Source organism: Microbulbifer sp. MKSA007 (assembly GCA_032615215.1).
Taxonomy (GTDB): Bacteria; Pseudomonadota; Gammaproteobacteria; order Pseudomonadales; family Cellvibrionaceae; genus Microbulbifer.
In genome coordinates this window covers 213,543-235,394 of sequence record CP128431.1, presented here as the reverse complement: position 1 = coordinate 235,394, position 21,852 = coordinate 213,543, and the positions used below count along the sequence as shown (strand labels likewise).

The 21,852-nt window shown below is 53.6% G+C and carries 20 protein-coding genes; 10 read left to right on the top strand and 10 right to left on the bottom strand.

The features are described from left to right. Window positions 1-9: 9 nt before the first annotated feature. Window positions 10-1,038, bottom strand: a complete 1,029-nt coding sequence (locus QT397_00925; GenBank protein WNZ53601.1) for a LacI family DNA-binding transcriptional regulator — start codon at window positions 1,036-1,038, stop codon at window positions 10-12. Between the two features lie 393 nt (window positions 1,039-1,431). Here QT397_00925 and QT397_00920 point away from each other — a divergent pair, with 393 nt between their 5' ends. The 7 genes from QT397_00920 to QT397_00890 all read left to right on the top strand — a co-directional run bounded on the left by QT397_00920 (window position 1,432) and on the right by QT397_00890 (window position 10,043). Then, complete coding sequence (locus QT397_00920) at window positions 1,432-3,387, top strand: ABC transporter substrate-binding protein (protein ID WNZ53600.1); 1,956 nt, start codon at window positions 1,432-1,434, stop codon at window positions 3,385-3,387. A 72-nt stretch (window positions 3,388-3,459) separates the two neighbouring features. Next, window positions 3,460-4,464: an ABC transporter permease gene (locus QT397_00915; GenBank protein WNZ53599.1), complete on the top strand. Its 1,005-nt coding sequence runs from the start codon at window positions 3,460-3,462 to the stop codon at window positions 4,462-4,464. Further along, window positions 4,464-5,588, top strand: coding sequence for an ABC transporter permease (locus QT397_00910; GenBank protein ID WNZ53598.1), 1,125 nt, complete (start codon window positions 4,464-4,466; stop codon window positions 5,586-5,588). Before QT397_00915 ends, QT397_00910 begins: the two co-directional genes overlap by 1 nt. Window positions 5,589-5,599: 11 nt before the next feature. Further along, complete coding sequence (locus tag QT397_00905; GenBank protein WNZ53597.1) at window positions 5,600-7,702, top strand: ABC transporter ATP-binding protein; 2,103 nt, start codon at window positions 5,600-5,602, stop codon at window positions 7,700-7,702. A gap of 5 nt (window positions 7,703-7,707) precedes the next feature. Beyond that, complete coding sequence (locus QT397_00900; protein ID WNZ53961.1) at window positions 7,708-8,769, top strand: LacI family DNA-binding transcriptional regulator; 1,062 nt, start codon at window positions 7,708-7,710, stop codon at window positions 8,767-8,769. 43 nt (window positions 8,770-8,812) lie between these two features. Beyond that, entirely contained in the window at window positions 8,813-9,784 is a 972-nt protein-coding gene (locus tag QT397_00895) for a hypothetical protein (protein ID WNZ53960.1), read from the top strand. 13 nt (window positions 9,785-9,797) lie between these two features. Continuing rightward, window positions 9,798-10,043 carry an HAD hydrolase-like protein gene (locus QT397_00890; protein ID WNZ53959.1) on the top strand — a complete coding sequence of 82 codons (246 nt, stop codon included), beginning with the start codon at window positions 9,798-9,800 and terminating at the stop codon, window positions 10,041-10,043. Window positions 10,044-10,128: 85 nt separating this feature from the next. Here QT397_00890 and QT397_00885 read toward each other — a convergent pair whose 3' ends face one another. Further along, window positions 10,129-11,511 (bottom strand): FAD-dependent oxidoreductase, encoded by a 1,383-nt coding sequence (locus tag QT397_00885; GenBank protein ID WNZ53958.1) that lies wholly within the window; start codon window positions 11,509-11,511, stop codon window positions 10,129-10,131. A gap of 310 nt (window positions 11,512-11,821) precedes the next feature. On the opposite strand from QT397_00885, the gene QT397_00880 reads away from it, so the two are divergent. Beyond that, a complete protein-coding gene (locus tag QT397_00880; protein ID WNZ53957.1) occupies window positions 11,822-12,439 on the top strand; it encodes a GNAT family N-acetyltransferase in 618 nt (205 codons plus the stop codon). A 26-nt stretch (window positions 12,440-12,465) separates the two neighbouring features. Here QT397_00880 and QT397_00875 read toward each other — a convergent pair whose 3' ends face one another. The 4 genes from QT397_00875 to QT397_00860 all read right to left on the bottom strand — a co-directional run bounded on the left by QT397_00875 (window position 12,466) and on the right by QT397_00860 (window position 16,302). Further along, entirely contained in the window at window positions 12,466-13,425 is a 960-nt protein-coding gene (locus QT397_00875; GenBank protein WNZ53956.1) for an ADP-ribosylglycohydrolase family protein, read from the bottom strand. A gap of 78 nt (window positions 13,426-13,503) precedes the next feature. Beyond that, window positions 13,504-14,190, bottom strand: coding sequence for an MOSC domain-containing protein (locus tag QT397_00870; GenBank protein WNZ53955.1), 687 nt, complete (start codon window positions 14,188-14,190; stop codon window positions 13,504-13,506). Window positions 14,191-14,351: 161 nt separating this feature from the next. Further along, window positions 14,352-14,864 carry a GNAT family N-acetyltransferase gene (locus tag QT397_00865; protein ID WNZ53954.1) on the bottom strand — a complete coding sequence of 171 codons (513 nt, stop codon included), beginning with the start codon at window positions 14,862-14,864 and terminating at the stop codon, window positions 14,352-14,354. Window positions 14,865-14,937: 73 nt separating this feature from the next. After that, on the bottom strand, window positions 14,938-16,302 hold the full coding sequence (locus QT397_00860) for a cytochrome P450 (protein WNZ53953.1): 1,365 nt from the start codon (window positions 16,300-16,302) through the stop codon (window positions 14,938-14,940). A gap of 258 nt (window positions 16,303-16,560) precedes the next feature. On the opposite strand from QT397_00860, the gene QT397_00855 reads away from it, so the two are divergent. Then, complete coding sequence (locus QT397_00855) at window positions 16,561-16,830, top strand: DUF2798 domain-containing protein (protein WNZ53952.1); 270 nt, start codon at window positions 16,561-16,563, stop codon at window positions 16,828-16,830. 11 nt (window positions 16,831-16,841) lie between these two features. Here the strand turns inward: QT397_00855 and QT397_00850 are convergent, their stop codons facing one another. Beyond that, on the bottom strand, window positions 16,842-17,270 hold the full coding sequence (locus tag QT397_00850) for a hypothetical protein (GenBank protein WNZ53951.1): 429 nt from the start codon (window positions 17,268-17,270) through the stop codon (window positions 16,842-16,844). Between the two features lie 281 nt (window positions 17,271-17,551). Here QT397_00850 and QT397_00845 point away from each other — a divergent pair, with 281 nt between their 5' ends. Further along, a complete protein-coding gene (locus tag QT397_00845; GenBank protein ID WNZ53950.1) occupies window positions 17,552-18,484 on the top strand; it encodes a DMT family transporter in 933 nt (310 codons plus the stop codon). Between the two features lie 41 nt (window positions 18,485-18,525). Here QT397_00845 and QT397_00840 read toward each other — a convergent pair whose 3' ends face one another. The 3 genes from QT397_00840 to QT397_00830 are packed head-to-tail and all read right to left on the bottom strand — an operon-like array spanning window position 18,526 to window position 21,826. Further along, window positions 18,526-19,272: a formyltransferase family protein gene (locus QT397_00840; protein ID WNZ53949.1), complete on the bottom strand. Its 747-nt coding sequence runs from the start codon at window positions 19,270-19,272 to the stop codon at window positions 18,526-18,528. A 14-nt stretch (window positions 19,273-19,286) separates the two neighbouring features. After that, the gene (locus QT397_00835) at window positions 19,287-20,585 is read right to left on the bottom strand and encodes a capsular biosynthesis protein (protein WNZ53948.1); all 1,299 of its coding nucleotides are present in this window, start codon (window positions 20,583-20,585) and stop codon (window positions 19,287-19,289) included. After that, the gene (locus QT397_00830; GenBank protein WNZ53947.1) at window positions 20,582-21,826 is read right to left on the bottom strand and encodes a capsular biosynthesis protein; all 1,245 of its coding nucleotides are present in this window, start codon (window positions 21,824-21,826) and stop codon (window positions 20,582-20,584) included. Before QT397_00830 ends, QT397_00835 begins: the two co-directional genes overlap by 4 nt. Window positions 21,827-21,852 lie beyond the last annotated feature (26 nt).

The window sequence follows — 21,852 nt, the reverse complement described above, 5'->3', positions numbered from 1 at the left end:
ATGACTATCCTAAGAAGTTCGGGCAGGTCCGGTGCTGTCCCGAACCTTCAAAATGTTGGAAATAGAAACGGAGCGAGGTGGGATTGCCGGGTCTTCTATGATGGAAAGCAGAAGTTTTCCGGTGGCTTCTCCGAGAGCGGTGATGGGTTGGGAAACAGTGGTCAGGCGAGGGTGCATGGAAGAGGCGACATAGCTGTCGTCGTATCCGATGATTGAAAGATCCGTCGGCACCGAAAGGTTCATCTCCTGAGCTGCATGGAGAGCGCCTGCGGCCAGCAGGTCTGTGGTTCCAAAGATCGCGGTGATTTCAGGAGAGATCTCCAGCAAAGACCGTGTTGCTTCAAAGCCAAAGGCGACCTGATCCTTGGCGTTGTGCCGTTTGATGCGCAGCTCAACAGGCTCTGGAAACTGAGCAATTGCGCGCTGTACAGCTGCCAGGCGTAAATCATGCGGGCCTTCTGTATGCCACGGTTCAAACGGCAGCAGCATGCCAATGGAACGGTGTCCCTGTTCCAGAAGATGCTGAATGGCGATGTGCCCGCCCTGCACGTTGTTGAGGTTGGCATGAAACTGCAGCGGATCAACCGGATAGCTCTCTACCAACACGCACGCCACATGCGCCTTCTCCAGACGTTGGATAAGAGAAGGGATGTGCGAGGTGTCTTTGAATGGACGCAGAAGAATGCCGCCAACGCGCATATCGAGCAGAAACTCAATCTGCTCTTCTTCCATCGCCCGCTCGCCGTAGGTGTTGCTCATGATCGTGGTGAAGCCATGATTGAAGAGCGTGTCTTCGGCAGCGTCGGCGAATATGGAACTGAAATGCGTGCTGTGATCGGTTTGAAGAATGCCGACGATGCGGGTTTCTTTCTGCCGCAGGCTGCTCGCCAGTTTGTTCGGGCGATAATCCAGCTCAATAATTGCCTGCTGCACCTTTTCACGAGTTTTGGCGTTCACAGGGCCAGTGTTGTTGATGACCCGCGACACGGTGGCCGTGGATACACCTGCTACCTCTGCTACACGACGAATATCGGTCATGCCAAAAAAGTCCTCGCGAAAATGTATTATTATGCAACACTCATAGAAGTGTGGGAGCGGGTCTCGATGAATCAGAGTTTCATAAAACAGTCATGTAAAAATACGATCAAAAACATGTAAACGTTACACTTTGATATTTCACGGCTGCTATTTATGGGTTTATACTAATTTTCGGGGCGTAACAAGTGAAATTAAAACTCACAACTGTTGCAATTCTGCGAATTATATAGCTCACCTAAGAATGTCGGTATGGGAGGAGACCTGCTGGCAAGCTTCAATATAAGACGCCGATTCGTCATATGAGTGTCATGTGTAGAAGCAAAAAAGTGAAAAGGATTACAGCGATTCCAATTGCTGGTAGTCTTTACACAAAGCTTGCGGAGGAATTTTGCAATGAGTTTGAAACGTAGTCGGCAGGTGGTTTTCGCCGGAGCAGTAAGCGCGCTGGCCCTTGTGGCAGCCACAGCTGCAGCTTCTGCCAATCAATGTTCAGCATATAATCAGGCACCGCTTCTGGATCAGATGTCCGGTCTGCCAGCTGTCGCGGATCGTCTGCCGGTTAATCCACTCGTTGTTGAAGGGATTGAGGGCATCGGCACTTACGGCGGCGAGATGACCGACGTTTATGCGGGTACCCGTATCGGTGATTATCGTCGTTATGGATATGACCCGCTGGTACGCTGGAGCCCGGATGGCTCCGAGGTTCTGCCAAACATCGCTGAGAGCTGGGACATCTCAGAGGATGCAACCACCTACACCTTCAAACTGCGTGAAGGGCTGAAGTGGTCCGACGGCAAACCATTCACCGCCAAGGACATCCAGTTCTGGTGGGACTACGTTGAAACCAACAGCGAGATCAACCCGAAGGGCCCTCGCAAGATGTTTATCGTTAATGGTGAAGCTGCCAAAGTGGAAGCACTGGATGACACCACCATCCGCTTCTCCTGGAGCCAGCCAAACGGTGTCTTCCTGCTGGATATGGCGTCTCCATACGGCCAGCGTGTGGTTCAGTTTGCTGAGCACTACGTCAAAGACTTCATGAAAGAACTGAACCCGGATGGCGTTGCCAAGATGATGGCAGATGCGGGTGAGGCTGACTTCGGAAAATGGTGGCTGGGCCGCATCGGCACTTACGGCAAAAACGCCGAACACAACGACCCTGACCGCCCAACCATGCTTGCATGGCGCCCGACCGAAGCTGTTCTGGGTAAAGAGCGTTTCACCTTTGAGCGCAACCCGTACTATTGGAAGGTCGACAGCTCCTGTAACCAGCTGCCTTACATCGACAAACGCACCTGGGTGCTGGCGAAGGATCCGGAAGTTGCACTGCTGAAGACTGTTCAGGGTGAGATCGACATTTCTCCGCGTAACATCTCCACGCCTCCAAACCGTGCAGTGTTCTTCGACAACAAAGAGCGCGGCAACTACCGTCTGGTGACAGCAAACAGTTGTAACTACAACAACGCGCAGTTCATGTTTGCCATGAACCATCCTGACCCAGTCAAGGCGCAGGTGTTCCAGAGCAAGGACTTCCGCATTGGTCTGTCGCTTGGCATGGATCGTGATCTGATCATCGATGCTGTATATCTGGGGCAGGGAGAGCCATATCAGGTCAGCCCACGTCCTGAATCTCCTTATTACAATGATCAGCTGGCCCGTCAGTACACCGTGTTTGATCCTGACCTTGCTGCCGAGCATCTGGATAAGATCCTGCCGATGGGACCGGATGGCAAACGCGTCGGCCCTGATGGCAAACCGTTCAAGTTCATCGTGCACGTCAATGAAGGCTTCCGCCCGGACTGGGTGGACATGATGCAGATCATCGCAAAAGACTGGCAGGAGCTGGGACTTGATGTGGTGGTGAGCGTGGCCAGTGACGAGATCCACATGGCGACCCTGCAGCGTCAGGATAAAGAGATCACCATCTGGGTGGGTGAAAATGGCTGCGGCCAGTTCCCACTGGTGAACCTTGAGCGCCTGACCAACTTCAAGGAGCACGGCAACTGGGAAGGCTGGGATGCCTGGTACGATCTGAAGAAAGATCCGAACAAGACCATCCGTGAAGGCGTAGTTCCAACTGAGCCGCCAGCAGCTGTGAAGCGCATGTACGAGATCGCTGATCTGGTGCCAACCAAGGTGGGTGCGGAGCAGACAGAGCTGATGGAAGAGTTCATGCAGCTTTCTGCTGACAACTTCCTGTCCATGGGCATTGCGTTGCCGGGCGGTGGGTTCCGCTCCATCAGCAACAAGCTGCGCAATGTGCCGGACACACTGTTGGAAGGTTGGCTGTATCCGGGTCCTGCTCCTGTGAACTTCTCCAGCTTCTACATCGATCCTTCCAAGAAGTAATCGATCGCCCGAACCAATCTGCCCCTTCCTGCGGGGAGGGGCAGAGCCTTGCAACTAGGATATCTGCTTTAAATGGGAATGTTTGTTGTCAAACGGGTCCTGCTGATGATCCCAACCTTGCTCGCGATTTCGCTCGTGGCGTTTTTGGTGATCACGCTGCCACCCGGAGACTATATCGACCGATTGGTTTTGGAAGCATCGTTGGATGGTGATTACATCACCGCTGCTGAAGCCGAAGGTCTGCGGAAGATATATGGATTGGATAAATCCGTTCTGGCCCAATACTTTGACTGGATCTGGAAAATGGTTGTCCATGGAGATCTGGGGCGCTCTTTCAGCTATGAGCTGCCAGTGGAAGAGCTGATCTGGGATCGGTTGGGAATGACCACCTTGCTTTCCATCTGCTCCATGGTTTTCATCTGGACTGTCGCTATTCCGGTTGGCATTTTCTCTGCTGTTCGCAAATATTCCCTTGGTGACTACGTCGCCACCTTCCTTGGTTTTATCGGCCTTGCTGTACCAAACTTCCTGTTGGCGCTTGTGTTGATGTACGTTTCTTTCCGTTACTTTGGCCAAAATGTCGGTGGGCTGTTCTCACCGGATTACGTCAATGCGCCATGGTCTTTAGCCCGTGTCGGTGATCTGATGGCTCATATCTGGATCCCGATGATCGTGCTTGGCACTGCTGGTACGGCCAGCGTGATCCGTACGATCCGCGCCAACCTGCTGGATGAGCTACACCGTCCTTATGTTGTGACGGCCCGCGCCAAAGGCATGCCGGAGCATTGGGTGCTGGCCAAGTACCCGGTTCGCCATGCCTTGAACCCATTCGTTTCCAGCCTCAACGAACTGTTCGTGCAGATCGTGTCTGGCTCCACCATTGTTTCCATCGTGTTGGGCCTGCAAACCACCGGCCCGCTGCTGTTTGATGCGCTGCGCCAGGAAGATATGTATCTGGCAGCTGCTCTCATCATGTTCCTGAGCTTCCTTACAGTTCTTGGAACGTTGTTCTCTGACATTCTACTTGCCTGGCTTGATCCACGTATCCGCCGCCAGTTCAACAATGGGGGGCTGTGATGAGCGCTGTAGACGTGGCTGGAGTGCCGGCAAACTCAAGAGCTTATGAAGGCCAGTGGCGGTTGATGTGGCGTCGGTTCCGCAAACATAAGCTGGGCATGTTGGGCGGCATCATCACACTGTTGATCTACCTGATCGCCGCATTCGTGGAGTTTCTTGCGCCCCATGACCCCAATGATTTCAGCGTGCGCAATACCTATGCGCCGCCGCAAAGCATCAACTGGTTTCTGGAGACAAAAGAAGGCACCGTCTTCCAGCCTCATGTGCTGGGGTATCGGTCCAAGATCGACTACAACTCCGGACGTCGCACCTTCGTGGAAGACCCGCGCCGTGTTGTGAAACTGGGCTTCTTCGTCAAAGGCAAGCCTTACAAGTTGTTCGGCTTTGTTCCCGCAGAACGTCGCCTGTTTGCGCCAGTCAAAAAGCGCGACCGCATGTTCCTGCTGGGGGCAGACCGCCTCGGTCGCGATGTGCTGAGCCGCACGATTCATGGCACCCGTGTGTCCATGACCATTGGCCTTGTTGGTGTGGCGCTTAGCCTCGTGCTTGGCGTGCTGATTGGTGGGCTTTCCGGTTACTTCGGTGGCTGGGTGGATACGGTCACGCAGCGTGTTGTCGAGTTCCTGCAATCCCTGCCAAGTATCCCGCTCTGGATTGGTCTGGCTGCCGCTATTCCACCTGATACGCCACCTCTGCAAACTTATCTGCTGATCACGGTTATCCTGTCGATCATCGGCTGGACGGGGCTGGCCCGTGTGGTACGCGGCAAGTTTATTTCCCTCAAATCGGAGGACTTCGTAAAAGCTGCGAGGTTGGACGGATGTTCGGTGCCGCGCGTTCTGGTACGCCACATGGTGCCGAGTTTTATCAGTCATATCATTGCGGTAGTGACACTAGCCATTCCTGGCATGATCGTGGCTGAAACCTCTCTGTCTTTCCTTGGTATTGGCCTGCGCCAGCCAGTGGTCAGCTGGGGTGTTCTGCTTCAGGAAGCACAGAACATCCGCTCCATCGCCAACGCTCCGTGGCTGTTTTGGCCGGGTGTGATGGTCGTGATCGCTGTGCTTGCACTCAACTTTTTCGGTGACGGCTTGCGTGATGCTGCCGACCCTTATTCCAAGTGAGGAACGAGACCATGAAACCCTTGATTAACGTCACGGATCTCAGCGTTTCCTTCTCCGGAGATGATGGGAAGGTAACCGCGCTGGACAACATCAGTTTTTCCATTCCCGAAGGAAAAACGGTGTGTCTGGTGGGGGAATCCGGTTGCGGCAAGTCCGTCACCGCAAAGGCGCTGCTGCGTATTCTGGACAACCATGCCGCTATTGAAAGCGGCAGAATAGAATACCAGCGCGCCGATGGAGATCTGTTGGATCTTGCCCAAGGTCCTGCAAAAGCAAAGCATATTCGTGCCATTCAGGGCAACGAGATCTCCATGATCTATCAGGAGCCGATGACATCGCTGTCTCCGCTCTACACCATTGGCAACCAGATCGTGGAAGTGCTGCGCTGGCATACGAACCTGAGCTTTGAAGAAGCAAAGTTCCAGGCCATTGAGATGCTGCGGCTGGTGGGTATTCCCTCTGCTGCAGATCGCTTTGACAGCTACACCTTCGAGCTTTCCGGCGGAATGCGCCAACGGGCCATGATTGCGATGGCGCTGATCTGTAATCCGCGCCTGCTGATTGCTGATGAGCCGACCACTGCGCTGGATGTAACCACCCAGGCGATCATTCTGGACTTGATGCGCGAGCTGCAAAAGACACGCAACATGTCCATGTTGTTCATCACTCATGATCTGGGCGTGGTGGCAGATATCGCTGATGAAGTGGTGATTATGTATCTGGGCAATGTGGTGGAGCAGGGGCCTGTTGAACAGATCCTGACCAACCCGCAACACCCTTACACAAAAGGGCTTTTGGCCTCCCTACCACATACGGACGGGAAACGACGCGCGCGTTTGAATGCCATTCCGGGTGTGGTGCCAAGCCTTCAGAACAGACCTAAAGGCTGTCCGTTTCAGGATCGTTGTGACCACTTTGTCACCGGCCTTTGTAACGAGAAACTACCGGAGCTGACTGCGATCAGTGGCGTGCAAAGCGTCCGCTGTCACGGGTTTGGGGCACAGGCGGATCTTGTCCCACTACATACGTCGACCTCCCAAGTTGATGACTGCCTCCATGCTCCAAACCCGGTAGACCGCTCGCAAGCGCCTATTCTGGAACTGCAAAATGTGAGTAAGCATTTCCCGATCCGATCTGGCTTCTTCAACCGCCAGACCGGAACTGTGCGCTCGCTCAACGATGTGTCACTGAAAATCTGGCGCGGGGAAACCCTTGGTCTTGTTGGGGAATCTGGTTGCGGTAAGTCCACTCTGGGGCAGACCATTATCGGCCTGCATAAGGCAACGAATGGCAAGGTGATGTTCCGCCCTGAGGAGGAAGAGGTTGAGCTGACCGGCAAAACGGATAGCCAGCTGCGTCCTTACTGGGCGGATATCCGCATGGTGTTTCAGGATCCAAACTCCTCGCTCAATCCGCGCATGGCGGTCTACGACATCATAGCCGAAGTGCTGCGTGTCGGGCAGGAGCTGAAGAGCAAGAAAGACATTGAAAAGCGCGTGCTTGAGGTGATGGATAAGATCGGGTTCTCAAAGGAGTTCCTGAAGCGTTATCCTCATGCCTTCAGTGGCGGCCAGCGCCAGCGCATCGGCATCGCCCGTGCTCTGGCCCCGTATCCAAAGGTGATCATTGCGGATGAAGCGGTGTCTGCGCTGGATGTTTCTGTGCAGGCGCAGATCCTTAACCTTTTGAAAGATCTGCAGGAAGAGCTGAACCTCACCTACCTGTTCATCAGCCATGACCTGAGTGTGGTGGCGCATATCAGCGACCGTGTTGCGGTTATGTATGCCGGCCGGATTGTGGAGCTGGCGGACACAGAGACGATCTTTAATGCCCCTCGGCACCCCTACACCGAAGCGTTGATGAGTGCGATTCTGGAGCCAGTGCCAAACGCCCATGCGGATGACACGCGCATCCGGTTGGAGGGCAACGTGCCAGACCCGGCTAACTTGCCGAAGGGCTGTCCGTTTGCGCCGAGATGTCGTTATGCCACAAGCATTTGTAAGAGTTCTGATCCATCACTTGGTGAGATCAGCACGGATCATATGCTTGCTTGCCATCACCCTGATGTGGTGCAAAATACGCCCGCGGACCAATTGGAAGCGATGGCGGGGTAGCACCGATGGCAAGTATCCGTGATGTGGCAGAAAAGGCAGGCGTTTCAACGGCAACCGTTTCCCGGGTGTTGAATAAAGACGAGCGGGTGAAGGACGAAACCCGCGCCAAGATTCAGGCTGTGATTGATGAGTTGGGGTATCGCCCCAACCGTCTGGCCACGTCTTTGCGCCGGCAGGATTCCAATCTGGTTGCGCTGTTTCTGGAAAACCAGAAATCCCCGTTTGCGACCATGCTCTATGTATCCATCGAAAAGACGCTGCATGATGAGGGCTTCAAAGTCCTCTCCTGCTGCACACGGGGAGAAGCAGAGCGTGAGCGCAAGTACACGCAGACCATGATCGAGATGCAAGTGGCGGGTGCAATAGTACGCCCTTCCAACTCAGCAGCCGAAACGCTGAAGAACGTTAAGCGCTTGCAAGCGAACGATATTCCGACGGTCTATGTCGATATTCTGCCCGGCCGTCGCTCCGAATCCTTTGTGGTTTGTGACAACACTGAAGGTGGGCGCATTGGCATGCGCTATCTGGTGGCGTTGGGGCATAAACACATCGGCGTGCTCGCCACCAAGGCAGACCATGACCCGCGCCGGGAGAGCGTGGGCAACCTGCGCATGCGGGGGCTGCTGGAAGTTGCCCGCGAATACCAGATTGAAAAGTCGGTGTATCTGCCGGAACCCAATGAGCGTAAACGTTATGATCTGGGATATGCGACAGCGAATGAGTTGTTGGATCAGAACCCTGAAATAACAGCGCTTTTTGCGATAACGGATACGGCAGCCATTGGTGCGATGCATGCCTGCTTTGACCGTGGTTTGCGCGTGCCGGAGGATGTTTCCATCCTCGGGTACGATGGTATCCCGATCAGCAGCATCACCTCGCCGCAGCTCTCCACCATCCAGCAGCCAATTGCTGAGATGGGAGCATCGGCGGCCCGCTATATCATTGAAAAGATACGCAATCCTTCCAGCAAGCGCCTGCATGAGACCAAGCCCGTTGAGCTGAAACAACGGCGTTCCGTTTCCCATCCCCGCAAGGGATCCCTTCCTCTTTCTACAAGCGCTGCATAAAGCGCCAGCCTTCTTCCCGGACAAGAAGAACAAGGAGTTTCAATTGAATATTTCCGCAGCCCCTCTGTCTTTTTCTGAGGCAACATCAGCAGATATCGCAGTGCTGGTGAAGCAGCATGCACCTGTTATCCGGTTTGACGACAAAGAACCTTTCCTCCCGTCTGCGCTAGGATATACGCTTTACGATCAGGACGGTGTTTCCGTCTCAAGTGCCCAGAAAATAAAACTAAACGGCGCTGCGCTTGCCATTGAGTACGCCATCTGGTGGGATTGGGATATCCAACACCTTTACGAGCTGGAGCACATCTGGGTGTACCTTTCTGAAGCTGGGGAAGTGGTGCGCGTGGAAGGCAGCGCCCATGGCTGTGCGGGTGAGTTGAGCACATGGAACGGTCAGGTGCCGATGGAAGAAGGGCGTGTAACCCTTTATTCTGAACCAGGAAAACACGCTTTTGCAGCAAGTTCTGAAGCGCTGCGGTCAAACTTTGCGATAACGACCATTTGCTGCGGTGAGCGAGCAGGTTCCGGGACCATTCTGGTGCAGGATATGTTTGCAGCGGAGCTGGCAGATTTGAAGCCTTATGATCATCACGTCGCGCGTAAGTATATGAAATCAAAGGCTTTCAAACCATCCTATCATTTCGACCAGATCTTCGATCTGCGCTCTGTTGAGATGATGCCTTGGGAGGAGCTGAAGGCTTCTATTCCATCTCGGGTTCGTGCGGTTTTGAAAGAGCTGCGCAGTGAGGCGAAAGGCGTGAAGGCGGTGTTCCTTGATAGCGGGGATACTTTGATTGATGAGAGCTCCCAGATTTTCGTTGAGGGGGAACTAGTACTCTCCGCAGAGCCGATCCCGGGCGGGGATAAGCTGGTGGATTGGCTCAAAGAGCGCGGCTACATGGTGGCGCTGGTGGCTGATGGTCTGGTTGAGAGCTTTGAGAACGTCCATAAGGCTATGGATTTCTGGCATAAATCTCGATGCGCGCTCCATCTCCGAAGCCGTGGGTTGCCATAAGCCAGATCCGCGCATGTTCCTTGAAGCGGTGAAGCTTCTGGGGCTTGAAGAACAGGACTACGCGGGCTGCGTCATGGTGGGGAATAACCTTGAACGTGATGTGGCAGGAGCCAACCGGTTGGGGATGAAATCTGTCTGGATCAACTGGACCCCGCGTTATCCAAAAGAGCCTGCCAATCAGGATGAAGTGCCGGATTACACAATCGGCCTTCCGCACCAGCTTCTGGATGTGCTTGAAGATATTGATGCCAAGGCATAAGGCATTGCGTTAACAGCATAATTTTGAATATTTGAGAGCCGCAGAAGTCATTTTCTGCGGCTTTTTGCATGAAATGCCTTCAACGCTACATCATTGTTTTCATTGCTATTTTTGCCGCCTTTTTTCCGCTCAGGTGGGCGCCATGGACGGTACCGTGGTATTGGAAGTTGGTGTGCTCTCCCGCCAGTGCCAGGCATTTGCCGACAGGTTCGGATAACACATTGAAATCATAAGGATTACAGCCGACTTTGGCGTAGGAGAAAGCGCCTTTGGTGTAAGGATCCTGCGACCAGCGGGTTGCGATGTAGTGACGGGGATCCGGCGTGTCTGCACCAAACATGACACGCACCGCTTTCATTGCATCTTCAAGCATATAGTCGTGATCCATGGTCTCGATCATACGGGAATAGTTGCCGAAGCTGAGCGCGGTGAGTACGTTTGCGTCGATAAAGGGCTTATGATTGAGAAAATAATTCCAGCGGCCCTGCGTTTGCGTCATTAAGCCAAAATATTGAGTGTTTTCAGGCCAGTGCAGGTCGTCGAATTTCATTGCGACTTTTGTGATGTCTCCCATACCAACGCGTTCAATTGCGTTCCTATGTGTTTCGGGCAGCGGTGGGATGAACTCAATGTCCTCTGACTTGAGCACCCCGAGCGGGGCCGTGACAATCACAAAATCACTCTCAAAAATCTCCCGATCCGTCTGTACGAACACGCCCGCGCGATCATGGTACGCGATGCGGCGGACAGGTTTGCGAGTGAGTATCGCGATACCATGGGTGAGCGGTTCCAAAAGCCGGTCGTACCCATCTACCAACACCACATCTTCGCCCTCGAACATGTCATCCTGACTGAAGTACATGGCCGAGAGCTCATTGACCGGGCTGCCGGTATCAAATTCGGTGTAGGCGGAGGTCATCCACTTGAACACCGGATCGCGGGACATCTTCGGTGCAATATGCTCTAGCGCTTCAGAAAGGGGCATATCTTTCGTCATGCCGTTGCTGATCAGATCCAGCATCTCATAGTGCTCTTCACCCATTTTCGAGATCATCTCGTTGGAAACTGTCTGGCCACGATGGTCATAGACGGTGAAGTTGGAGTCCTTGGTCACGAAGGTCTTTTGGCCCATCTGGTGGACGAGCTTCATGATGGGGTTGTCATCTGGCCCGTGGATCCAACCAGCCCCTTCCTCGATGGGAACGCCAAGCGCGCGATTGGTGCGAATGCGACCGCCAATCTTGTTGCTAGCCTCCAGCACCAGCACGGTGTAGCCCGCATCCATGAGATCACGAGCGGCGGTCAAACCGGCAATACCAGCGCCAACAATGATGACGCTTTTACCGCTTGAGGACACATTGGGCTTGTTCAGGTTCAGCTCAAACAAGCTGGCAACCACGATGGAAGATGCTGATGTCTTTAGGAAATTCCGGCGGCTAATGCTGCGTTTACGGGGAGGAATGACCATGGGAAACACTTTGGTTTGAAAGAGATGCGACTGCAACCTTGAGGTGTTTTATCTCCACCCACAAGGGAAACTCAGGGACAGCCCTAACAAACCGAGAAAGCGTCGAGACACTTTCAAACCTCTGCGAAAACCCTGCGTTTAATCGAATTTACGCAGCATGCATAAGAAACCAGATGCGCCTCGAAAGTCCCAGCAGAATGAACTTTGCTCGACTGTTTTCTCAAATGGCTTAGTCGTGGAAGCAGCGCTTCATTTTCAAGCAGTCTTCATGCATAGTTTCTGAATAACTCCATGCTGCAGAGACCGGACCATGTTGCCAAAGGCGCGTCTTATAGACCCTCTTTCCATTTCAGTGCCAGAACAAGTGCAGACAAAGCATTTGCAGATTTTGAAGCCCGCTGAATGCACTGCGGCGCAGCTTGCTGAAGCCCGCGTTGAAAGTTTTGAAGAGCTTCTGCCATGGTTTCACGAAGTGATGGGAGACAGGGAACAGGAAGCCAGCCAAAGTTGGCAGACAACACAATTGGCTGAGCAAATACGGCTATTTGACCTGAGAGAACGGCTGCCTTTCAGCATCTTTCATGAAGGTAAGTTCATTGGCTTTATTGAGCTTTTGCCGGTTTGGCGACGCGGCCAGTTCAGGCTGACTTACTGGATACGCTCTCAGTGGGCACGCCGTGGGTTTGGTTCTGAAGCCGTAAGCGCGATGGTCGTGGTTGCCTTTGATGCATTGTCAGCGCGTCTGTTAACCACTGGACATGCTGAACCAAACGAAGGGAGCGCACGACTTGCCCGAAAACTGGGGTTCAAGGAATTTGCCCGAACCCCGCTTGCCTGCGAGCTGCCCGATGGTTCTCTCGTTTCAGGAGTGGCCTACGAGCTTCAAAACGCAGACCACCTGAGAGTTCCTGAAGTTTGCTGGAGCTAAAGTAGCTGCTCCGCCTCCAACTTCCCCTAGCTATGCCCCGCCAGTTCGCAGCATTCTTGCCAGAGGTGGGCGTTGTTTTGCACCTTTAGGATCCATGAGAGCGGGATGCCTTTGTCGGTGTCCAGACCATGGATGGCACCGAGCACTGCACCGATCAGGATGGAGCGTCCGGCGCTGTCGCCGCCTGCCAGAATGTTGGTCTCAACGGCTTCGCGATAAGACCCGGTGTTCTTCAGAATGTGGAAGCTGAGCGGAACGCCCATTTCAAGATGGCAGGCCCGACCTGTGGTCTCTCCGTAGCTGACGGAATCCGTTTCGGTTGCTTCCAGCGCGGCTTTCAGTTTGCCTTGAATGTCAGGGTGCGCACCGTCGGCGGCTGCCGTCAAAGCGTCCTGCAGATCTTCGCCATTGACCACGCGGTCCAGAAGGTCCGCGAACACAAAGCCGTAAGCGACGGATTCTTCGTTGTCGTTGGTAGAGCGGATGATGGCTTCCACCTGATCCTGCATCTGATCGCTCTGGTCGTAGGCAAACAGCACTGTGGGAATCTTGGAGAGGGCCGGGAGCTGATCATCATCAACTCCGGAAGGCGTCAGCTTCTCATTGGCGATATTTTCCAGCGTGCCACGGGTTGGGCGGTCGATGTAACCGTTGTAGGTGCCGCCAGCACCAAAGTGCGCGGCAAATGCCTGCTGAAACTCTTCCATCTTCAGATGCTTGTCATGCGCCAGCAGGTGTTGCAGCGTCAGATGCAGGTTTTCACCGTATTGGGTGAACTGACCATCCTGCCTGTTCGCATGGGCGAAGTAGGCAGGGACGCTCTCAAAGTAGGATGGCGTCAGCGGAACAAAGGCAGCGGAATCGTGCTGTTCCTGCGTGACATGGTGAATGCGCTCAACATCATAAAGCCAGTGCAGCCCAAGGGACGCTGCATCCGCAACAAATGCACCAAGAAGGCTATGGGCCTTAATCGCATGTTGGCTCATTCAATTCTCCAATCATAATCGAGTATTTGTTGTTTGCTTTATCTAGGAAGGCGCTTCTGAGGTTTGTGCGATGTTAGGCTATGAGACACTCACCTCTTGCCCTACGGCAATCCGACCAGATTGGACAACCTTAGCATAGATGCCAAACTTAACATCGAAATCGCGTGCAATTGGTCGCAAGATGTCTGGTTCAAATCTAAGATCATCTTGTTCAATGGTCACCATCCTGCAGCGCTCCGTTTTGTGTGTGACTTCCAACTGTACATCGCCAATTCTCAGTAACTTGCCAACTAAATCGTCATCAGTCATGTGCTTCGGAACATCCAAGATGATATTTGGGCGGAAACGGCGCTCGTCAATTCGGGCATTTGGAGCAAGGCTCTGCAATTTTGCGATTTCCGATGAAAGCAATAGGTGTACTGGCCCGTCGTCAAAATGTGGGATGTTTCGCTCTGGGACTACTGACACTGGTTGTCCAAGAAATTCAGTGAGTTGGTGATTGATTTTTTCCGAGTTAACATCAATGAAGCACCCATCCGGAAAACCAATTGATACAATACCATCCTCTGTCATGGCACGTAATGACAACAGATTGTCTATACGTTTGAAACGCCGGGTGTTCTTGCCACTTCCGAATTTTCCTTGAGCATCGGCAATAGCGAAATGCCTATCGCCAACCACACCTCGTTCATTCAGGTCGAGTTTAGTAAGTGTTTCTCCAAGTAGGGATTTGATTGGGTAATGCCATAGCGCCTGAATTTTCAAAGTTGACCCCATGTTCGGATTCTAAAGACCCGCATAACGGGGTTTTAGGAATAGCACGTCAAGACGACACAGGATTATTGCTGAGATATCAACACCAGTTGTCGTCCTGATCGGGAGATTACAGCGAGAGCAAGACAGCTACCTTCTGCAACCTGTCTTTGCTAATCCGCAGAGCAAAGAGCGCTCTTGCTGGAGAAATGGATGAAGGTCATTTCCGTGCCCTGATAGTCACCCGTGCTGATGTGATGAGCGCTGTTGGTGAGGGCTGCGATGGTTTTGGTCCAGAAGCTCTGGGCGCCTGCGTTTTGGGGCAGGACACGCACTTGCCAATCGCCGGGGTGTCGTTGCAGGCAGGCTCTTAACGCGGCCTGTCCCAGCCCTTGCCGCTTGAACTTTCCAAGAATGAAGAACTGGCCCATGTCGATGAGATCGGCATCATAAGGATAACGTCGGACCAGCGCGAACCCAGCGATCTCGCTGCTGCTCATGATGAAGTAGGGGTGATGATCTGCCTGCTGGAAGTAGGCAAGCACGATGTTCTCGTCAAACTCAAACCGGCCTTCCTTGGAGATCGGCCAGTGCATGTATTTTGACATGTCATAGAGGTAGAGCTGAAACAGGTTCATCAGCGCAGGCACATCGGCCTGTATCATGGGTTTCAATTCAATGGACATCGCTTTCCCCCTGCATGCAGCATTGCGCTTCCCTAGCATTGATCAGGACGGGACGTCGAGGGTTTATCTGCGCTTAAACCGGCGTGACCTTGCAGACGATGGGACGGGTTGGTTCCAGGAAGAGCACGCCCTCCGGTTCTACCTTGTCGGCGTTGAGGATGTCGATGTCGAATTTGCTGACAATGCGAGCGAGGATGAGGGTGCCTTGCAGAATGGCGGAGCTGGCGCCGGTGCACATGCGCAGGCCACGGCCAAATGGCAGAAAGCTCTTCATGATGATGTGCTGATCCTTGCGCATGTAGCGCTCCGGATCAAAGCGATCCGGGTTAAACCAGTACTGCTTGTGCCGGTGCACGATCCATGGAGAAACGGTGATCTGCGTTCCTTCCTGCAAATCCAGTTTGCCCAGCTTGAGCGGCCTGCTGGCGCGGCGGGTCAGGTGTGGGATCGGCGGATAAAGGCGCAGGATCTCACGGAACACATTGCGGGTGTATCTGAGGCGGGAGAGCTGCTCAAAGTGAATGTCATCATGCCCGGCGACCTTGCGCACTTCTTCTCTGATCTTCTGCTTGGCTTCAGGGCACTGTGACAGCACAAAAAATGCCCACATCAGCACGGCGGCGGCAAGCTCCTGACTGTTCAGGATGGTGGTGACGTGGTCAATCAACTGCTTGCGGGTGAAGGGAATGTTGGTTTCAGGAGAGCGGGCGATGAGGAATTTGTGCAGGAAACTGTGGTGGGAGAAGCTGTTGCTCTGGATGTTGCCATCAATGAGCATGCTCACCAGATAGCGCAGCTGCTGCGCGGCATACATGGCCGTTTGCGGCAGCTTGGGCAACTGCCAGGCCACGCCTTGCTCAGCCGTTTCGCGGATCAGCTGTGAGATGCGCAGCTCAAAATCGCGGGCGTGGGAGTTGATCTCCTTGAACACATCAGTGGGCAGCTCGTTGGAGAACAGCATGCGATAGGCGATATCTGCGTTGAGGCGGCGAAGCAGCAAAGACAGGTCGATGACCCGATTCTCGTTCTGAATTTCTTCGCAGTAATCGCTGAACCGGCCAATGGAATCCTGAATATGCTCAAAGTTGACCTGCTGCGTGCGCATGGTGCCGATGGGGCGGATCATGTCGCGCTGGTCCAGACAGCGATTGTTGCTGGTTACGATCGGGTGGTCACCCAGCAAAGGGCGCAGCAACTCGATCATGCCTTCTGCTTTGACGAAGATTTCGGGCTTTTCTTCAAAAATAACGGAGATCAGATCAGGGTCGTTGACCAGATAGTTGGTGCGGTCAGAGGTAGAGATATCAACGACATCTGCTTTGTAGAGTTCTTCGGGAAGGTGCTTTAGGAGGTTTGTTTCAACGCCATCAAAATCCCCCGTACCTTCGGTGTAAGGGTGAGGTGCCGGGGGGCGATATAAGCTGTTGTTTGTATCCATAGAGCCTGACTCGATTGCATCATACTGGTCACATCGAGGGTCCTCGCGGGATTGACCCGATGGCGGAGTGTAGCCGCGGCCTTTTTAATAATTCGCTGAAATAAACTTCGGATCATATTGAAAATACAATGCAATTGCTGGTGGTCCTGAAGGGGCGGATGTAACCGTAAAACTGCATATCTGCCATGCAGCGGGGTATCTTGACAGTTTGACTTGATTTCATATATTTTGAGTTCAAAATAAATAAGAGATAAGTGTATGAATGTTTCCCCACGAACCTATGGCTACCTGCTGCGGATCAGCATTTCCTTTTTTATGAGCCTGCTGATGTCCTTTGCCATGCTGGTTCTGAACCTCGGGTTCGTCGAAAACTTTATGGCCCTGTGGTTCAAGTCCTTTTCCGTCGCGTTTGCACTGGCCGTGGTCATCAGTTCGCTGGTCTTCCCGTTTGTGACTGTCCTGCTGTCCAAAGTCGTGCGTGTTTGCGACGAACCTGCTGAGCTGCGCGAAGCACCAGAAGGCTGCTAATTAGGTGGCTTTCAGTTCGGCAAGATGTACTCATCCTGCGTGGCAATAAATGCATCAAAGGTTTGCGAGTGGTAGACCTGAAAACACCCGTAGCTCTGTGAGATCTCTCCGCTTTTCATGATCCCGATGAACTTCTGTGCTTCCTGAAGCATGAGAACGACTGTTTCATAGTAGGGATCGTGCGTCATCTCCAACGTATACTCATCCTGCATGATCATGTAGTGGCCCTTGCCGGCAAAGGAAAACGCCCGCTTGGATAGCGCCAGATCATTGGCAAGCGAGCTGCCCGGATCAATGGCTATGAGGCAGGAGATCAGGGCAAAGTCTTTCAGAGAACTTCTGGCTATGGCGACGTTTGAATCCAGCTGATCAGCAGAGACTGCGCTGACTGAGGACAGAGCGAGGGAGAGAAAGACCAATAGCCGGAAAAGGTGTTTCATTCTCAAATCCTTTGGTTTCAGCCGCTGTTGAGCTATCGCAAACGTAACCAGCACCGAAGCTAAAGCGCGCTCACTTCCGCAAAACGACGCTGCCTAAACGAACTGTGATGCAAAAATAGCTGCTCTGCGTTTTTTGCATTTGCTTTGTGATGCATCAGAGTATACGTGCATTATTAATGTCGATTGGCATTCAGAATTACTTTTCAGCACATTTCCTCCCTCTCCATTCGCTTTCTGGTTCGTCTCCGTAAGCGGATTTGTGCTGCTAGCAAGGACAAAAAATGGCTCAGTTCCTCAGCAAGCGAAACATGGGTATCGCGCTTACAATCCTGTCTACGCTCATCTTCGCGATGCAGGATGCGATCACCAAGCAGCTGGTGTCAGATCATCCGGTCTGGTTCATCATGATGGTGCGTTTCTGGGTGTTGCTGGCGATTGCTGTTGGTTGGGCCATGATCAGCGAGCAGGGGCTCTACAATGTGGTGCGCACAAAACGCCCGGGCCTGCAAATCTTCCGCGGTCTGCTGCTGTTTGCCGAAATCTGCCTGATCACCTTTGCCTTCAGCATGCTGGGGCTGGCGGATGTGACTGCAATCTTTCAAGCCCATCCGTTGATCGTCACCGGCCTTGCTGCTGTGTTTTTGGGTGAAACCGTTGGCTGGCGCCGCATTACGGCAATGGTGTGCGGCATGGCGGGCCTGCTGATCATGCTGCAGCCGGATGGCAACATCGGCGGCTGGGGTGCTGTTGTGGCTTTGGCCGCTTCCGTCAGCTTCGCGCTCTACCAGCTGTTCACACGCCTTGCGAGCCAGGATGACAGCGCGCTGACTTCGTTCCTTTACGTGGGCATCGTGGGCACCGTGCTTTCCACCATCATCGGCTCTCAGCACATGATGGCGTTTGATGAGGTGGAGTGGGTTCTGCTGCTTGGCATCTGCGCCACCGGAACCTCCGCGCACTTCCTGCTGATGAAGGCTCTTTCGCTGGCACAGGCAAGCGATATCCAGCCGTTCAACTATCTGCAGCTCGTCTGGTCCATCCCGATTGGCTTCATCGTGTTCTCCGATCTGCCGGTCTGGAGCACTATTCTGGGCGCAATCATCGTTGTTGGCGCAGGCCTGTTCTCCCTCTCCCGTCAGCGTATCCGCGATGCAGAAAAGGCAGCAGCTAGTGAACCAGAAGCAACTGAGAAGGTGGCTGCCAGAGCTGACTAGATTGTGTTTGTAGGTTCTGTGAGAACACGCGTAATCAGAGCTTAGAGCCTGTGGCCTCGCGCCAGAAAACGCAGAACCTCGCCATTGGTGGGCCAGCTGCGATATCGCGGGGCCCTGTCATCTGGCACAGGCATGCAGTCATTCTTGCCAAGGAAATGCGAGCCGACCAATTGCCCCGCTTTGCTGAAAAGCTCCAGATTGGTACGGAAGAGCGTTCGCCTCACAGGCACCACCGTCGTTTCCGCCAGCACCTTGCCCGCATCAATCCTCTGAATGCTCTCATGCAGGCTCACCGTAAAGGCCTGCTCATTTTCCATGATCGCATGAAAGACCGGATCTGGCCCTTTATAAATCGGCAGTTTGCCCGGGTGAATGTTGTAGGTCTTGCCTGCGAACCGCTCATAAAACGCGGCATTCAGGATCTGCCCCAGATGTACGGTCAGAATGATGTCCGGCTGGCAGCTCTCTATGAAATCCAAAGTTTGTGGGGCACTTACATCCGTCGTACGCAGGATAGGGCATTGCAGGCTGTGCGCCCAAACGCTCATGCTCTTCCATTTTGGGACGTGAGGTAGCCGGTAAGCAGGCTTGGTGACTGCACCCAGATAGCCTGCATATAGCGGACCAGAGCGCAGGATCAGATCTTTATAGGCCCGCCAGTCATCCCGTTTGCCAACGACAGAGGTGCACTTGACCAACCCTGCGATCTTGATCTCAGGGTGTGCCAGCAATGAATGCAGGGCCACATCTGTGTAGACACTCGCGTTGGAAATCAGACAGATCTGCACTGCACCCCCTCAAACTACATAAAGTGATCGTAGGTTACGCCCATCTTCCGCGCCTTGGCCATGCGCGGAGGCTCCTTACGCTTCAAACGTTGCTCGGCATAGGCGGTGGAGAGGATCTTCTCTGCTGTTCCCTTCGCGGCCGCTTCCAGCCCTTCCGCGTTATAAAGCGTGCCGCGCACCTGAATGGTGGCTTTGAGCGCCTCCACAAACTTGCGGAACACATCCGGCTCTGGCGGCGTCGCGGAGCGCCAGAATTCTTCCCAATCGCCCTGATGGGTCAGGCCGTCCATATCGTAAATGGTTGGCAGAATGCAGCAGGTCGGTACGCCGTACTCCAGCGCCTCAATGCCTGCAGAACTGTTGATAGTCAGCATGCCAAGGGATGGCTCTGCCAGCTCTTTGATCGTCCGCCCATGGATGAGCTGGGTCCGGCCCTCAACGCCATGCGTGCGGCTGGCCTCAACGATGGCGCGGGAAAGATCCTTGAAGCGGTACTCCAGCGGGTGGCTTTTGAACAGCAGCAGCGTTCCATCCGGCGCATTGCACGCAAAGGAGGCGATGACTTTCTCAATCGCCTCATAAATGCTGCCAAACGGAGAGTGGTCCCTGATCTGAAAATCCCCATTCAGCTGCAACGCGAACAGGTAATAAGGCATGCCGCTCTGCTTCAGCTGATCCCAGATTACCTCTGCTTCCTGCCGTCGTTTCTTGGCCTGCATCCGAGCCCTCAGCCAGCCACCATAAACCTGCGTGCGCGGCTCCGTGCGGTGATTGCGATAATGCGGAAACTTGCGAGCGTGCAGCGCGTTGTAGAAGGTGAACCCCAGCTCTTGCAATACAATCTGCTTGTAACTGCCCGGATAAACAACGGTGCTGCTGTCCTCCTGCGCAGGTGTTTCCAACGCCATCAACTCCTGCTTGCTTTGCGGGAAGTGCGAGAGCGCGGAACAGCCGCCAAATTCCACCGTCATCCAGTCAGGGCGAAGATAGCCTAGCTCGGTGGCGATGATGTTCACATCCAGCCGCTTGGCAACGCCAATGGCCACCTTGTGATAGTAGCGGCGATCTCCATGCAGCAGAATGTCCGTCACACCATGCGCAACGATAAGTGCTTCCAGAAACAGCTCCCAGTTCTCTTCCGGCTCCGCAAAGTGAATGGAGTCAGTCTGCTCCCAGTCATGCACATCACTGCCGCAAAAATGCACCTTCAGCGTCTTCGCACCCAGTTGCTCCAGGTGGTGCGCTGTGCGTGCATAGTATTTGGAAAGTGGCCCTTGCAGCAGCAAAATGCAGCGGTTGTTTTCTGAAGTCATTTGTCACTCCAGTAACAATCATCTGGAATAGGAGTACCCGCCGCCTTGGCCTGTGCCAGACGCGGCGGTGTTTCAACATAAGCGCCATGCCCGTTGACGCCGTCATTCAATATGCGTTTCACAAACTCTTTTGCAGCCAGCTGCCGGCCTTCCGGATTGAAAAAGCTTCCACGCACCTGAATGGTATGTCCCATGAGCTTTTCCAGATCGTGATAAAGGTCAGCATTCGGCTTGAAAGGTTCCTTCCAAAACTCACCCAAAGAACGTTGATCCGTCAATCCGGCAATATCATAGACAGCGGTGCCCATCGCCTTCACCGGCACGCCGATACTCAGAGATTCCATTCCTACCGTACTGTTCACCAGCACGCATCCACGGGAGTGCTTGAGCAGCTTTCTCAGGTTCCCACCATCGATGATGATAGTCCGGTCCAGACATTCAAATTCCGCTGCAACATCCCGGATAACCTGCGGCCAGTTCTCCACGTTGTTGTCAAACGGATGAAGCTTGAACACTAGCTTGTTGTCAGCAGGTGCACTTTCCGCAAACGTGCTGAAAAGCTCCCGAATAAAGCGTGAAAGGTGCTTGTAAGGCGAGTGGTGACGGATCTGATAATCCCCCTGCATCTGCATGGGAACCACAAAGTAGTTGGCATGCTCCTCAACAAGCCGCGCAATTGTCTCTTCCGCTTCCACGCCAAGCCGCTTCTGACGCATTAGGCGCGGGATGTAACTGAAGTAATCACGGAACGGATGATAATACCGATCACGTTGATAAAACGGGTAGAGGTAGGGAAAGAACACCGGAATGAGGTTGCAAATCACCTCATTGGTCGCTTCTTGCAAAAAGGCATGCGGAAACCGCCCTGCCGCCCGAAGGTCCGGCAGATCTGCTGCGCATTTCTGAATTTGCTCAGGATCATTGGGAAAGTGAGAATAGACCCCCATCCCGCCACGCTCCAGCGTGATCCAGTCCGGCCGCATATACCCAAATTCATAGGCAAAGGTGTTGATGCCGCGCTTCATGGCAACATCATGCGCAATACGATGATAAGGCCGCCGATCCGCATAATAGAGGATGTCCGTCACCCCCTTCTCATCAATCAGCTTCTCAAGCTTCGTGCGCCAGTTCTTCAACCGCCCCCAATAATTCTTCGCGCCCAACCCAACACGAAAATACCAGTCACTCAGCGAAAAATTGACAACTGTATAAGCAACGCCCTGCGCCTCAAACTCCTTCACCAACGCCCGACAAAACCCGGATGGAT

What these genes read in the sequence shown, in the direction of transcription:
- QT397_00890 (WNZ53959.1), top strand. Translation starts at nt 9,798, where the DNA reads ATGTTCCTTGAAGCGGTGAAGCTTCTGGGGCTTGAAGAACAGGACTAC.
- QT397_00875 (WNZ53956.1), bottom strand. Translation starts at nt 13,425, where the DNA reads ATGAGCCAACATGCGATTAAGGCCCATAGCCTTCTTGGTGCATTTGTT.
- QT397_00910 (WNZ53598.1), top strand. Translation starts at nt 4,464, where the DNA reads ATGAGCGCTGTAGACGTGGCTGGAGTGCCGGCAAACTCAAGAGCTTAT.
- QT397_00860 (WNZ53953.1), bottom strand. Translation starts at nt 16,302, where the DNA reads ATGGATACAAACAACAGCTTATATCGCCCCCCGGCACCTCACCCTTAC.
- QT397_00845 (WNZ53950.1), top strand. Translation starts at nt 17,552, where the DNA reads ATGGCTCAGTTCCTCAGCAAGCGAAACATGGGTATCGCGCTTACAATC.
- QT397_00900 (WNZ53961.1), top strand. Translation starts at nt 7,708, where the DNA reads ATGGCAAGTATCCGTGATGTGGCAGAAAAGGCAGGCGTTTCAACGGCA.
- QT397_00865 (WNZ53954.1), bottom strand. Translation starts at nt 14,864, where the DNA reads ATGTCCATTGAATTGAAACCCATGATACAGGCCGATGTGCCTGCGCTG.
- QT397_00855 (WNZ53952.1), top strand. Translation starts at nt 16,561, where the DNA reads ATGAATGTTTCCCCACGAACCTATGGCTACCTGCTGCGGATCAGCATT.
- QT397_00850 (WNZ53951.1), bottom strand. Translation starts at nt 17,270, where the DNA reads ATGAAACACCTTTTCCGGCTATTGGTCTTTCTCTCCCTCGCTCTGTCC.
- QT397_00915 (WNZ53599.1), top strand. Translation starts at nt 3,460, where the DNA reads ATGGGAATGTTTGTTGTCAAACGGGTCCTGCTGATGATCCCAACCTTG.
- QT397_00925 (WNZ53601.1), bottom strand. Translation starts at nt 1,038, where the DNA reads ATGACCGATATTCGTCGTGTAGCAGAGGTAGCAGGTGTATCCACGGCC.
- QT397_00880 (WNZ53957.1), top strand. Translation starts at nt 11,822, where the DNA reads ATGTTGCCAAAGGCGCGTCTTATAGACCCTCTTTCCATTTCAGTGCCA.
- QT397_00835 (WNZ53948.1), bottom strand. Translation starts at nt 20,585, where the DNA reads ATGACTTCAGAAAACAACCGCTGCATTTTGCTGCTGCAAGGGCCACTT.
- QT397_00920 (WNZ53600.1), top strand. Translation starts at nt 1,432, where the DNA reads ATGAGTTTGAAACGTAGTCGGCAGGTGGTTTTCGCCGGAGCAGTAAGC.
- QT397_00885 (WNZ53958.1), bottom strand. Translation starts at nt 11,511, where the DNA reads ATGGTCATTCCTCCCCGTAAACGCAGCATTAGCCGCCGGAATTTCCTA.
- QT397_00905 (WNZ53597.1), top strand. Translation starts at nt 5,600, where the DNA reads ATGAAACCCTTGATTAACGTCACGGATCTCAGCGTTTCCTTCTCCGGA.